Raw genomic sequence first — 12,568 nt, 5'->3', positions numbered from 1 at the left:
GCTCGCGATGACTGAGTCACATCCAACATACATGTCGACTGACCCACCGCTATCGCGAGCAAGCCCGCTCCCACAGGTTTTTGCGGTGGCCACAGGGGGCGGGGGGTTAGCGGGATATGAGGCCGTGGTCGATGGCGTATTTGACCAGCGCCGCCGGTTTGTCGATGTTGAGCTTGCGGCGGATGCTCAGGCGGTGTGTTTCCACCGTGCGCACGCTGATGTCCAGTTCCCGGGCCATTTCCTTGTTGTTCAGCCCTTGCGCCATCTTCGACAGCACCTGGCTTTCCCTCGGGGTCAGTTCGTTGTCGGAGTTCCTGTCGGCGATCAGCCGCTGTGCGATGTCGGCGCTGTAGAAGGTCCCGCCGCTGGTGATGGCTTCGATGGCGGCGATGATTTCCCGTGACGGGGCGTTTTTCAGTACGTAGCCGCTGGCGCCGGAGCGTACCGACTCACTGACGTATTCGTAATTGTCGTACATGCTCAGCACCAGCACCTTGAGCGACGGGTACTGGCTGCGCAGCACGCGGGTCAGTTCCAGGCCGTTCATGTCCGGCAGGCTGATGTCGACCAGCAGCAGGTCCGGCTGGCAGCGCCCGACCATGTCGATGGCGTCGGCGCCGTTTTCCGCTTCGCCGACCACTTCCAGGGGCGACATCACGGCCAGCAGTGCCTTGATGCCGTCGCGCACCAGGGAGTGATCGTCGACCAGGGCGATGCGGATCGGGGAGGGCAGGTTCATCGCAACTATTCACTCTTGTAGTGGTGGGGCCGGCTCAGTGTTTTGCGCCAGGCTTCATCGGCAGTCGTACGTCCAGCTCACTTCTGCCCGGCATCGAGATCAAGTCGAAGCGCCCGCCATAATGTTCGACGCGTTCGCGGATGTTACGCAAGCCAATGCCGGCCTGACGACGTTCGACCTGGGCGACGTTGAAACCGATGCCGTCATCGACCAGCGTCAGCCGCACGGACTCGTCGCAGCCGCGCAGTGTAATGGACACGTGCTTCGCCTGGGCGTGGCGTTCGATATTGGTCAGGCCTTCCTGGACGATGCGGAACAGCGACACCGCCGCGCCGTCGACCAGTTGGCAGTCGAATTCATTTTCGTCGTAGGTCACGGTCAGCCCGCTGCGCTGCTCGAATTCGGCCGCCAATTGGCCGATGGCCGCCGGCAGGCCGAGGGTGTCGAGCAAGGATGAGCGCAGGTCGTGGGAGAGGCTGCGCACTTCACCGATGGCATCGCCCAGGCGTTCGGTGGCGTCCTTCAGGGTGTTCAGGCCCTTGTCCTGGGCTTGTCCGCTTTCCAGCAGATGGCTGGCCAGTTCGAACTGGAACTTGATCGAGACCAACACCTGGCTGACGCCGTCGTGCAACTCGCGGGACACCCGGGATCGTTCCTCTTCCTGCAGGCTGACGATGCGCTGGGTCAGGCGCTGCAGTTTCTTGTCCGCCAGGCGATGCTCGCTGACGTTGAGGGTCATGCCGGTGGCGAAGACGAACAGCACCGCGACCAGTGCGACCACGGCAATCGCCATCATGGTCTTGCGGATGCCCATGGCCACTTCGGCACGGGCCTGCTGGGTGGCGCGCTCGACGTCTTCGAGGTAGATGCCGGTGCCGAGCATCCAGCCCCAGCGGTCAAGCATCACCACGTAGGCGAGCTTGTCGGTCACCTGGCCGGAGGAGGGCTTGTTCCAGGCGTAGCGTTGGAAGCCTTCACCGGATTGCGCGCTTTTCAGCAGCGCTTGAATCACCGGCAGGCCGTGGGGATCCTTCATGTCCCACAGGTACTGGCCCACCAGGTCCGATTGGCGCGCATGCATCAGGCTGCGGCCTTCGTAGTCGTAGACGAAGAAGTAGCCGTTGATGCCGAAGCTGAGCTTGCGCAGTTCTTCCAGCACTTGCTGCTGGGCGCGGGCGTCGCCATGGCCGTCGTCGTACAGCGGGGCGATCAGGCTCTGGGCCATTTCCACGTAGTTTTTCAGTTCCGCACGCTTGCTCGCCAGAATGCTGTCTTCGATCAGTTGCGCCTGTTGATCGCCCAATTGGCGGTTGAGGGAAATCACCAGCGCGCAGATGACGGCAATGGCCAGCACCAGCGGCAGAATCCCGAGGGCGACGATCTTGTGTTTGAGCTGCATATTGACTCCTGCCCGCGCGAAGGCTGGGGATCATATGCCAAAGAGGCGTTCGGCCAGTAGCGTTGCTGGACGGAATGACTGTCGGCCCGAATATCGGTCAGATGAAATGCAAAACCAATGTGGGAGCGGGCTTGCTCGCGAATCAGGCAACTCGGTCTAGAGCGGCAAATGCTCCAACGGCAACGCCCCCGGCGCCTTCACCGTATGAATCGCAAAATTGCTGCGGATGTCGCTCACACCCGGCAGCTTCAACAAACGCCCGGTGAGAAACCGGTCATAGGCACGCAGGTCCGGCACCACCACCTGCAGCAGAAAGTCCGACTCCCCTGATACCAGAAACGCCGAAATCACCTCGGGCAATGCTGTCACCGCCAGGCGAAAGGCTTCGGCCTGTTCGTCGTTATGGCGCTCGACCTTGACCCCGACAAACACCGTCAGCCCCAACCCCACTTCGTCGCGATCCAGATTGGCCTGATAGCCGCGAATCACCCCCGCTTCTTCAAGCATCCGTACCCGGCGCAAGCACGGCGATGCCGACAGGCCGATCTCGTCTGCCAGTTGCACATTGCTCAGGCGGCCGTCCCGTTGCAGTGCGGCGAGAATCTTGCGGTCATAGGCGTCGAGTTTCATGGCTTGGCAGATTCCGATGGTGCATGTGAAAGAAAGTGGCAGATTATGCCAATACAGCCCCCGATAGTAGCTGACAACGCAAGCACCTGCCCTGCCCTCCGGCCCTAGACTGGCACTACCGAATCGACAACGAATGGGGGTGCAACGTGGACGGACTCTGGATGTTTTTCATGGCGCTGGCGGTGGTCTATCTGTTGCCGGGGCCTGACATGATCCTGCTGTTGCAGACGGGTGCTCGCCAGGGCAAAGGCGCCGCGCTGGCCACCGCCGTGGGTTTGGGCATCGCCCGGGGTTGTCATGTGGGACTGGCCGCGCTGGGGCTGGCGGCACTGTTCAAGGCGGCGCCCTGGACCTTCGATGTGGTGCGCCTGGCCGGCGCCGCGTACCTGCTGTGGATCGGCATTCAGTGCCTGCGAACGACGATGCTGCCGAACCTCGGAAACGCCGACACAACCGGCGAAAAACCGCGCTGGAGCATAGCCATCCGGCGCGGATTGCTGACCAACCTGCTCAACCCCAAGGCACTGTTGTTCTGCTCGGTGCTGCTACCGCAATTCATCAACCCACAGGCCGGGCCGGTGCTCGGACAATTTGCGACCCTGGGCGTGGTGCTGGTCGGTGTCGGTCTGCTGTTCGACAGCGCTTACGCCCTGATCGGCGCGGCACTCGGCCGTTGGCTGCAACGCAGCCCTTCAGCCCAGCGCCTGCAACAATGGTTGTTCGGCAGCCTGTTGATCGGTTTCGCCGTGCGGCTGACCTTTGTGCAACAGGCTTGAACCTCATGGCGCCTTGCGGCGGCGACGCTTGAACAGCAACAGCGCGACTGCCGCGAACGCCAGTACGCTACCGACCTGCAACGGCGTCTTGTACGGGCGCAAGGCCGAACGCGCCGCGTCGGTGACTTGAGTCACGTAGCGCTTGTCGGCGTTCTCGAAGTCGGGGTACGGGCATTGGTGGCCGAAGTCGGCGGCCCATTCCACGTAAGGCCCTTCTTTGACATAACGCTGATAAATCGCACTTTGCTCTTCAAGGCTGCTGTTCCACCCCGAGGCCTCGCACAGCACCGCCGCAAACGCCTGACTGGTGTGAGGCAAGTTATCCGCCGCCCTGCTCGCCAGCGCCGTGGCCACGAAGCGATAGTGATAACGCTGATCGGGCTGGGCGGCGCTGGCCTGCTGACGCTTCACTTCGTCCTCGGCCATCAATGGGCCGACCTTGAGTTCGGCGTTTTCGAGGATGTAATTGCCGCCGAACGTGGCGTAATCCGGCGCCATTTCGTAGCCCAGGATATCCATGCCCCACTCACGCGCCGTCCAGGCGGCATTGAACAGTGCAGCGGCGCGACGGGTCGGCCACCAGGCTGAATCTGCCGCCTGGCGTTGCTCGCCGTACAACCTGGCCTTGTGCCGCAAGCCGTCATTATCGAAGTACGCCAGCGCTTGCTCGTAATGGCCTTCGCGCAACAAACGCCGCCCCAGCAAATTGCGCAGGCTCGCTGCCACTGGCAAGGGCACGTAGTTGTCACGTTCCTGCTGGGTGAGCGGTGGCGGGGCCGGCACTTGGGTGTCGACGTAGTGCTTGAGTTCTTCGAGGGTCAACACGCGCTCGGCAACAGTGGCGGCGTCGAACCAGTAAATGCTTTGGCTGCGATACAGCTGATCGAAGGCTTGCAGGTAATCCCCGCGTTGCAGGGCGAGGATCGCACTTTCACCCTCGACCCGGCATTTGGGCTGAAGCGTTTCGTAGTCGTAGTCCGGAGTGCGTCGCTCGCCCCAGGATTCATTCTTCGGGAAGGCCTGGGCCGCTTTGGCATAGGCTGCGGCGGCTGCGGTTTTGTCGCCGTCGCGCACCGCCAGTTTTGCCCGCAGCCACCAGGCCAATCCGCCATCGCCGGCATGCTCGAGGAATGCCTTGGCGCTGGCGTAATCGCCCTGTTGATAATTCATCGCCGCCAGGCGGTCGGCGTTTTCGAGACTGCCGCGCGTGCTGTTTTGCAACAGCTTGATCATTTTCTGTTCGTTCGGTGGTTGCTCGCCAAACGACCAGCCCAAGCGGCTGATCAAGGACGCAGTCACCAACTGCTGCACGGGCTGGCCCTTGAGCAACTCGGCCACTTGATCATCCGGCAGCGTCATCAGGTCCGCCATCAACAGCTTCAACGAGGAATAGCCCACCGCGGAGCCGTGCAGATTCTGCGTGGCGTACAGCTCGATGGCTCGGTTCCAGTCACCGGCAGTGCGCACGACCCGGGCTTCTTCGCCGAGGCTGGCGACACCCAGTTCCAGCAGATCGCTGAAGCCGTCGATGCTCAGTTGCCGGGTTTGCTCGAAGGCCTTTGCCGATTGTTCGAGCAGATCCGGCGCCGCATTGGCTTCGGCACTCATGGCGAACAACGCGCGCCCCAGCGAGTAAGCCGCCCAGGTGCTGCGCGAAGCCCGTTGCTCGGCGGGCAAGGCCAGGACTTTCTTGAAATACCCGGCGGCCAAGGCATTATCACCCGCGCCAAATGCCACAGCGCCCGCCAGGTACCACCTGAGTTCGGGCGGCAGTTGCGCGCCTTCGGTTTCAACCTGACGGGCATCCGTCAGGCCGCGCAGGTGTTTAACCAACACTTGTTGCTCTGCGGAAAGTCCCGCCTGTTCGGCCTGATCCCGTAGCGCTACCGCGTCAGGTTGATCGCTATAGTCGGCGCCAGCGGTGACGTTCTTCAAGCCGTTGATGGCGTGGCCGAGGCGGCTGATTTCAAAGCTGAAGTTGCCTTCGGGCAGTTCCGCCAGCGACTGGCCACGGTTATCCAGCAGGCGCATGGGGAAATCCGGGCCGCAGGCCAGCGCCGAACCCAGCGGCATGCTGAGGCTCAGGCAAAGCAAATGACGCGGCCAGTTACGGGTGAACATTCGAACCTCCTTGATCAATGTGTGCGCAGCGAGCCCAACCGATGGCACGCTGTCCGCCGGCCGGAATTCGGCCATCGCGCAGGCGGGTGAAGGTAAGCAGATCCGGTCGCTGTTGCAACGCGTAACCGGCCAAGGCATCGGCCCCGTCACAGCCGCTGACCGCGAGTGTCAGGCGTTCGGGCCAGGCGCTGTCGAGGTTGCCCTGGTTGCTGATGCCGATGTCATAGAGCCCATTGTCGGCCGAGAGTTGCAGCGTCAACTGACTGTCGAGGACATCAGCACGCGCCACGGCGCGCAAGGTGGTCAAGCTCCAGGCCCGGCGGTCGTTGGCCAATGGCAGGCGAAACCAGATCAAGCCCGCCAGATGCTCGGGTGGATCATCACGCAGTTCGGTGCCAAGGGTACGCAGTGACTGCGGATCGGCGAGTAATTCCCGGCGCAGGCCTTCGCGCTCCAGCGTCACTTCGCTCTCCACAACCGGTGCGCCGTCCGCCGACGGCAGCAACGCCACGCCGTAGGCTGGCAGCGCCAGATAGAAAGGTTTTGTCGTGACGCGGCTCCAGGCCTTCGCCCATTGCCGGGCCTGATCGGCATCAAACAAGCCACGACGCGGATCGCTCACCGCGTGCACCTGCAATACGCTGCTGTCGACTGTGGATAACAACGCCGGCAGTTCATGACTGTCGAGCCAGGACGGCAGCGCCGTGATACTCAGCGGCAGCGAAGTCGGCAATGCTTCACGCAGATGCGCGAGAAATTCGCGGTACGAAGGTAGCCGGGCATTGCCGGCATCGTGGTCGATTTCTACGCCAGCGAGGTTCAACCCTTGCCCCTGCCAGTCGCTGATCACCTGATGGATCTGTGCGGTGACCTCTTGCTGATCGAGTGCCTTGAGCTGCCCGTCCAGGCGCACCACCGCAATCACCGGCCGACCATCGCGCCTGAGCAATACCGGATCAATGCGGGCACGGCTCCAGCCGGCCTCGGGGAAGGCCTGCAAGGCCAGCACCCGCAACGTTGAAAAGTCGGCACGGCTGTCTCTGAGGGCGGCGTCGTGGGCCGGCGTCCACTGTCGCTGCCAGACGTAGAGTTGCTGATCCAGCGGCGGTGCGTCGTGCCTTTCGCATCCGGCGGTCAGCACCAGCGCCAACAGCAAGGCGATCGAGCGAGTGAAAAAAACCATTGAAACGCCTGTTCCTGAAATGCAGAAAGGGCCGCAAACCTTGTGGGAGCGGGCTTGCTCGCGAAGGCAGTGGGTCAGCAACGTTGATGTTGACTGACACGACGCCTTCGCGAGCAAGCCCGCTCCCACAATGTCAGGGGCCTGACCGAATGGTCTTAGCCTCTGCGGCCCTTTTTCGTTCTGCCCCTACCCTACCCAGCCATCGACCGGCGGGCAATGTTCAGCGGTAATCTTCCTTCAGATATCGAGCACCAACGGCTGCGCCCCCTGCGCCGGAATCGCACAGCAAATCAGCACCTGCCCGTCATCCGGCACCTCCGCTGGCGGCAGTGGGTAATGCACCTGACCGCTGACCAGACGCGTCTTGCAGGTGCCGCAGGAGCCGCCGCGACAACTGAATTCCGGGCGCAGGCCACGGCTTTCCGCCAACTCCAGCAAACTGCCGCCCTCCGGCTGCCAGCGCGCTTCCTTGGCCGAGCGCTGGAACACCACGGGCACCGACGTGGTGGCGGCAGGTGGTTGCTCGATGACCACCGCATCGGGGTCCGGGCGCCGGCGCAAGGTGGACGGGCCAAAGGTTTCGGCGTGAATCCGCGAGTCGCGAATGTCCAGCTCGCGCAAGCCGTCGTACAGCGCCTGGGTAAAACTTCCGGGGCCACAGACAACAAAGTCCGGCTGATCGTAGTCCTCGACTGTCAGCAGCTCCTTGAGCAGCGCGACGTCGATCCGCCCACTGAGGTCGAAGTCCGCGCCTTGCACCGCCTCGGCTTCCGGTTGGCTGAGCACTCGCACCACCCGCACCGCGTCACCGGCGTCTTCGAGCAAGCGATCCAGTTCACGGCGGAACGGCTGGTCGGCCAGCGTACGCGAACCCTGGATAAACCACGTCGGGCGGATACGCCGGGTGCGCAACCCCTGGTAAACCACCTCGCGCAGCATCGACAACAGCGGCGTGATGCCCACCCCGGCCGCCAGCAACACCAGTGGCCGACGCTCATGGGGCGCCACGGTGAAATGCCCTTGCGGCGCCCGCGCCTCCAACAGGTCGCCGACCCGAATCCGCTCATGCAAATGGGTAGAGACCCGCCCGTCGCGCTTCACGCTGATGCGGAAAAAATCATCGGACGGGGCGCTCGATAAACTGTACGTGCGGATGTGCACTTCACCGTCAATGTTGAAGCGCAGGGGCAAATGCTGCCCGGCCTGGAAAAGCGGTAATCCGGCTCCGTCGGCGGGCTCCAGGTAAATCGAGCGAATGCTGTGGCTTTGCGCTTCAATGCGCGTCACCCGCAACGGCCGCCATTGGTCCCCCAGGGCTTTGGCCTGCAAACGCGCCGCGGCCTGCTCCCAGGTACCGGTGAGCAAACTGGTGGGTGATACGCCGTCGAAGCGCCAGCGTAATGCCAGGGCGGCGGGGCGACGTACGACGTGTTCGACATCGATTGTCCACAGGCGCTCGGCTCCCTGGAACGCCTCGACCTGCGGACCCTCGAGAATGATTTCGGTGCGCCCGCTGAGCTGCAGCAAGTCACCGGTATTGAAATCGATGAACAACAACCCGGCCCGGGGATTGAGCAGCAGGTTACCCAAGGTGTTGAAATGCAGGTTGCCGGCGAAGTCCGGAATGGTCAGGCGATTGCCTTCCACGTGTACGAAACCGGTCTGACCGCCACGGTGCGATACATCCACCGAGCGCTCGCCATCGACCTCCACATAGCTGGCAACGAAGAACGTGTCCGCCTCGGCGATCATGGCCTTAGCCGCGTCATCCAGTTCGTTGAAGTGTTGCGCGACTCGCGTCGCAGGGTCGGCCAGCGGCACCGAACGAAACTGGCGCAACTGAATGTACTGTGGGCAATTGCCGAAGGACTGATCCACCGTCACCGCGAAACCGCCAGTCGTCATGGCACGGACATGTCCATTGATGCGGTTGCGCCGGCGGGTATGCAACTCGATACCCAACAGGCCGATGGCCGCGCCGTCACTCAACTGCGCGGGGTCATCAAAGGCAGGCAGGCTGCTGAACTGCAACAAGCCAGGTGCTGGCGAGTGTGCGAATCCGGGCTGGCCTTCAAGGATGCTGGCCCAGGGATGACCGTCGCCATCCACCGCTCCGTACAGCATGAACGGCAATTGCTGATAGAAGGTGCGGTGCTGGTCCGGCATCTCGCTGCGAATCACCTTACGACCGAAAATCTCCATTCGTTCGGCAACGCCTACATGCGCCTGCAATTGTTTCTCGCCGGCATGCCAGGGTGAACGGTCCATACGGCTTCTCCCTTGCGCCAATGGCGCAGATCGGGGCGGCCCGGCAACACCGGGCCGCGAGCATCAGGCAGTTTTTTGCAGGCCGGCGACGGTGCGCGGCATGCCGACAAAACCTGGCAAGGCTTCGACACGGGCCAACCACGCGCGAATATTGGGGTACTCGTCCAGCGACACATTGCCCTCCGGCGCATGGGCGATGTAGCTGTAGGCGGCGACGTCGGCAATCGTCGGTTCAGTGCCGACCAGATACGCTGTATCGGCCAGTTCGTGATCGATCACCTTGAGCACGGTATGGGCGTAGGCAATCACTTCTTCAGCGTTGTAAGGTGCACCAAATACAGTGATCAATCGGGCCCGGGCCGGACCGAAGGCAATCGGGCCGGCGGCCACCGACAACCAGCGCTGGACGTTGGCCGCACCCACCGGATCAGCCGGCAGCCAACGGCCGTTGCCGTACTGTTGCGCCAGATACACCAGAATCGCGTTGGAGTCGGCCAACACCACGCCCTGGTCATCAATGACCGGCACCTGACCGAATGCATTGAGCGCCAGGAACGCCGGTTGCTTGTGTTCGCCCTTGGCGAGGTCAACGAAGATCAATTCGGTCGGCAATTTCAGCAGGGACAGCATCAACTCGACACGATGCGCATGGCCGGAACGTGGGAAGTTGTAGAGTTTGATCGCTTGCATGGTCGACACCTCGGGTCAGTGGTGCTGTTCAGGAAGGCCAGCGCCGGTGGGTCGTATCTTCCACTCACAAGCAAAACAACAGAATCACCAGCAAACGCAATCCATTATTTCACTGGGTGAAATAACTCAACGCTCGAGCGCCGGATGCTCGCGCAGGGTCTTGACCGCGAAATCCACAAAACTGCGCACCCGGGCCGGGGCTTTGCGCCCGCCCTGATAGAGCACGTGGATGGGCAATGGCGGCAGTTCGAAGTCAGCCAGAACAATCTCCAGCTCACCGGCGGCCACCTTGCTCGCCACTTGATAAGACAGCACCCGCGTGAACCCCAACCCCAGACTGGCTGCCGTGATGGCCGCCTGATTCGCCGTCACCACCAGCCGCGGTTCAGCCCGCACACTCAGGGTTTCGCCGTCTTCAATGAATGGCCAACTCCTGAGTTGGCCAATGGCCGATGTCGCAATGATCGGCCCCTGAGCCAGTTCCTGTGGATGCCTGGGCTGACCATGGCTGGCCAGAAACTGAGGCGAGGCGCAGATCACCCGCCGCACCTCACCCACGCGAATCGCATGCTGATTGCTGTCGGGTAGCTCGCCGATGCGGACGGCCACATCGACGCCCTCCTCGACCACGCTCACCACCCGGTCCACCAGCAGCGCGTTGATGCAGACCTCGGGGAACTGCGTCAGGTAGCTCACCATCAGCGGCGTGACAAACAGCTCGCCAAACAAGACCGGTGCGGTGATGGTCAGTTGCCCACGAGGATGGATATGGCTGCCCGCTGCCGAATCCTCGGCTTCCTGCACCTCGGCGAGAATTCTCCGACAGTCCTCCAGATATCGCTGACCGGCCTCACTCAAATACACGCTGCGCGTCGTACGCGTGAGCAGTTGTGTGCCAATGCGCTGCTCCAGCGCCGCCACCGCTCGGGTGACACTGGCCGCCGACAGACCCAAACGCCGCGCCGCCGCCGAAAAACCCTGTTCCTGGGCGACGGCAGCGAAGACCTGCATTTCCTGGAAGCGGTCCATGGGCATGTCCTCATTTCAAATAGATAAATCGCAACCGAAGACCGGGATGTTAAGCGCGAACGCCCAACAACATAGTTGGGCACCCGACCATCAACTAAATCAACGGGCTACTGCACTCTAGCGCCTCCACCGTAAAAACGAAGCGTGGCACACACCTCAAAGAGCGGACCCGGGATTATTGATAATTAATGAGGGTTATTTTCTTGCGACGGATGCGACTGTCCGCAATGATCCCGCCCCGCCCGCTGAAGCGGCTAATGCCAGACCGGGAACAAATGCCTTCGGCTCCACTCCCCACTCGCTTCCGGCATGGGTTCGTCAGCGGACACTATCCACAGCGGCAGAATTCCAGCCTGCGTCATCAGGCGGAATATTCGACTGCTCCTATACTACAAGCCACCCTGTTACCTATTGAGTTTTAGTAGGTACCTCGTTGAATTTTCCCTACCTGAAAGAAGGCGTTAGTTGTAAACGCCTGGACGACGGACCATCGATCCTGCGTTCAAGATTCACGGGTAGGGAAGAGTGAACTTCAACTGGCTGGCTAACCTGGTGACACCGCAAGGAGTTCGAAAATGTTGCGCACTAACATTTCCGCTAGAGCACTGTCCGGTGGTTTGCTCGATGTACTGATACGCGCCGGGCTGATTACGGTGCTGGTACTGTTCTGCTTCCAGATCTTCCACCCCTTCCTCAACCTCATGCTCTGGGCACTGATTCTGGCGATCACCCTGTATCCCCTGCATGCGCTGATCAAGCGCAAGGTGGTCAACAAGGACGGTCGTGCCGCCACCCTGATCGTGGTGGTCGCCCTGGCCTTGCTGATGGTGCCGATCTACCTGCTGGGCACCTCGATCAGTGAATCGGTCCAGGGCACCCTGGCGATCCTCAAGTCCGATACGTTGCATATTCCGCTACCCAGCGAAAAAATCGCGTCCCTGCCACTTGTTGGCCAGCCGCTCTACGACTACTGGATGCAGGCCGCCACCAACATGAGCAGCGTGCTCATGAAGCTGATGCCCTATATCAAGTCCATCGGCCTGACCTTGCTGGGCAAAATGGCCGACGTTGGTGTCGGTTTTCTGTTGTTCATCGGCGCCCTGATCATTGCCGGCGTGTTCATGGCCTATGGCGAAAACGGCGAAAGAAGCGCCCTGGCCATCACCTCGCGTCTTTCCGGACCGGAGCGTGGCCCACGCATCACCGAGCTCTGCACCGCAACCATCCGCGCGGTGGCCCAGGGCGTGGTCGGCATCGCGTTCATTCAGATGTTGCTGGTTGGTGTGGGTTTCGTGCTCATGGGTGTCCCCGGTGCCGGCTTGCTGGCGATGGTTGCGCTGCTGATGGGGATCATGCAATTGCCGGTGCTGCTGGTGACCCTTCCGGTGATCGCTTATGTCTTCGCCACCGAAGGGACGAGCCTGGCCACTGTTGTGTTTGGCATCTATAGCCTCATCGCCGGGATGGCCGACAACGTCCTCAAACCCTTGATGCTTGGCCGCGGCGTCGATGTCCCGATGCCGGTGATTCTGATTGGCGCCCTGGGCGGCATGGTCAGTGGTGGTTTCATTGGTTTGTTCATCGGCCCGGTTGCGCTGGCGGTGGGCTACCAACTGTTCTGGCAATGGGTCCAGGACCAACCGTCTGCCGAGCTGCTGAACGAAACACCAGAGATCGAGGCGTTGAACGAGACACCGCACATCGAGGCCATGAACGATCAGCGTCCCCTCTGA

General features: G+C 61.9%; 10 protein-coding genes. 2 read left to right on the top strand and 8 right to left on the bottom strand.

Annotation, left to right across the window (positions count from 1 at the left end; translation table 11 throughout):
• Positions 1-106 precede the first annotated feature (106 nt).
• The 3 genes from AC07YV_RS10915 to AC07YV_RS10905 all read right to left on the bottom strand — a co-directional run bounded on the left by AC07YV_RS10915 (position 107) and on the right by AC07YV_RS10905 (position 2,768).
• Positions 107-739 (bottom strand): response regulator, encoded by a 633-nt coding sequence (locus tag AC07YV_RS10915; RefSeq protein WP_102700963.1) that lies wholly within the window; start codon positions 737-739, stop codon positions 107-109.
• Between the two features lie 34 nt (positions 740-773).
• On the bottom strand, positions 774-2,138 hold the full coding sequence (locus AC07YV_RS10910; RefSeq protein ID WP_102700964.1) for a cache domain-containing protein: 1,365 nt from the start codon (positions 2,136-2,138) through the stop codon (positions 774-776).
• Between the two features lie 156 nt (positions 2,139-2,294).
• Complete coding sequence (locus AC07YV_RS10905) at positions 2,295-2,768, bottom strand: Lrp/AsnC family transcriptional regulator (protein ID WP_007969928.1); 474 nt, start codon at positions 2,766-2,768, stop codon at positions 2,295-2,297.
• A gap of 146 nt (positions 2,769-2,914) precedes the next feature.
• Between AC07YV_RS10905 and AC07YV_RS10900 the strand changes: the two genes are divergently transcribed.
• Entirely contained in the window at positions 2,915-3,544 is a 630-nt protein-coding gene (locus AC07YV_RS10900; protein ID WP_102700965.1) for a LysE family translocator, read from the top strand.
• A gap of 3 nt (positions 3,545-3,547) precedes the next feature.
• On the opposite strand, the gene AC07YV_RS10895 is transcribed toward AC07YV_RS10900, so the two are convergent.
• From AC07YV_RS10895 to AC07YV_RS10875, 5 genes are all read right to left on the bottom strand, one after another.
• Positions 3,548-5,665 carry a hypothetical protein gene (locus tag AC07YV_RS10895; protein WP_102700966.1) on the bottom strand — a complete coding sequence of 706 codons (2,118 nt, stop codon included), beginning with the start codon at positions 5,663-5,665 and terminating at the stop codon, positions 3,548-3,550.
• Positions 5,652-6,848: a DUF3142 domain-containing protein gene (locus AC07YV_RS10890; protein ID WP_102700967.1), complete on the bottom strand. Its 1,197-nt coding sequence runs from the start codon at positions 6,846-6,848 to the stop codon at positions 5,652-5,654. The genes AC07YV_RS10895 and AC07YV_RS10890 overlap by 14 nt, the downstream gene beginning before the upstream one ends.
• 237 nt (positions 6,849-7,085) lie before the next feature.
• Positions 7,086-9,116, bottom strand: a complete 2,031-nt coding sequence (locus AC07YV_RS10885; protein ID WP_102700968.1) for a pyridoxamine 5'-phosphate oxidase family protein — start codon at positions 9,114-9,116, stop codon at positions 7,086-7,088.
• A gap of 63 nt (positions 9,117-9,179) precedes the next feature.
• Positions 9,180-9,806 carry a glutathione S-transferase family protein gene (locus AC07YV_RS10880; RefSeq protein ID WP_102700969.1) on the bottom strand — a complete coding sequence of 209 codons (627 nt, stop codon included), beginning with the start codon at positions 9,804-9,806 and terminating at the stop codon, positions 9,180-9,182.
• A 126-nt stretch (positions 9,807-9,932) separates the two neighbouring features.
• The gene (locus tag AC07YV_RS10875; RefSeq protein WP_102700970.1) at positions 9,933-10,835 is read right to left on the bottom strand and encodes a LysR family transcriptional regulator; all 903 of its coding nucleotides are present in this window, start codon (positions 10,833-10,835) and stop codon (positions 9,933-9,935) included.
• 575 nt (positions 10,836-11,410) lie between these two features.
• On the opposite strand from AC07YV_RS10875, the gene AC07YV_RS10870 reads away from it, so the two are divergent.
• The gene (locus AC07YV_RS10870) at positions 11,411-12,568 is read left to right on the top strand and encodes an AI-2E family transporter (RefSeq protein ID WP_102700971.1); all 1,158 of its coding nucleotides are present in this window, start codon (positions 11,411-11,413) and stop codon (positions 12,566-12,568) included.

Source organism: Pseudomonas sp. GW456-E7 (genome assembly GCF_059424105.1).
Note: the sequence above shows the minus strand (reverse complement) of the source record. Positions and strands in the feature narration are given on the sequence as shown.

What these genes read in the sequence shown, in the direction of transcription:
- AC07YV_RS10890 (WP_102700967.1), bottom strand. Translation starts at nt 6,848, where the DNA reads ATGGTTTTTTTCACTCGCTCGATCGCCTTGCTGTTGGCGCTGGTGCTG.
- AC07YV_RS10885 (WP_102700968.1), bottom strand. Translation starts at nt 9,116, where the DNA reads ATGGACCGTTCACCCTGGCATGCCGGCGAGAAACAATTGCAGGCGCAT.
- AC07YV_RS10870 (WP_102700971.1), top strand. Translation starts at nt 11,411, where the DNA reads ATGTTGCGCACTAACATTTCCGCTAGAGCACTGTCCGGTGGTTTGCTC.
- AC07YV_RS10875 (WP_102700970.1), bottom strand. Translation starts at nt 10,835, where the DNA reads ATGGACCGCTTCCAGGAAATGCAGGTCTTCGCTGCCGTCGCCCAGGAA.
- AC07YV_RS10895 (WP_102700966.1), bottom strand. Translation starts at nt 5,665, where the DNA reads ATGTTCACCCGTAACTGGCCGCGTCATTTGCTTTGCCTGAGCCTCAGC.
- AC07YV_RS10915 (WP_102700963.1), bottom strand. Translation starts at nt 739, where the DNA reads ATGAACCTGCCCTCCCCGATCCGCATCGCCCTGGTCGACGATCACTCC.
- AC07YV_RS10880 (WP_102700969.1), bottom strand. Translation starts at nt 9,806, where the DNA reads ATGCAAGCGATCAAACTCTACAACTTCCCACGTTCCGGCCATGCGCAT.
- AC07YV_RS10905 (WP_007969928.1), bottom strand. Translation starts at nt 2,768, where the DNA reads ATGAAACTCGACGCCTATGACCGCAAGATTCTCGCCGCACTGCAACGG.
- AC07YV_RS10910 (WP_102700964.1), bottom strand. Translation starts at nt 2,138, where the DNA reads ATGCAGCTCAAACACAAGATCGTCGCCCTCGGGATTCTGCCGCTGGTG.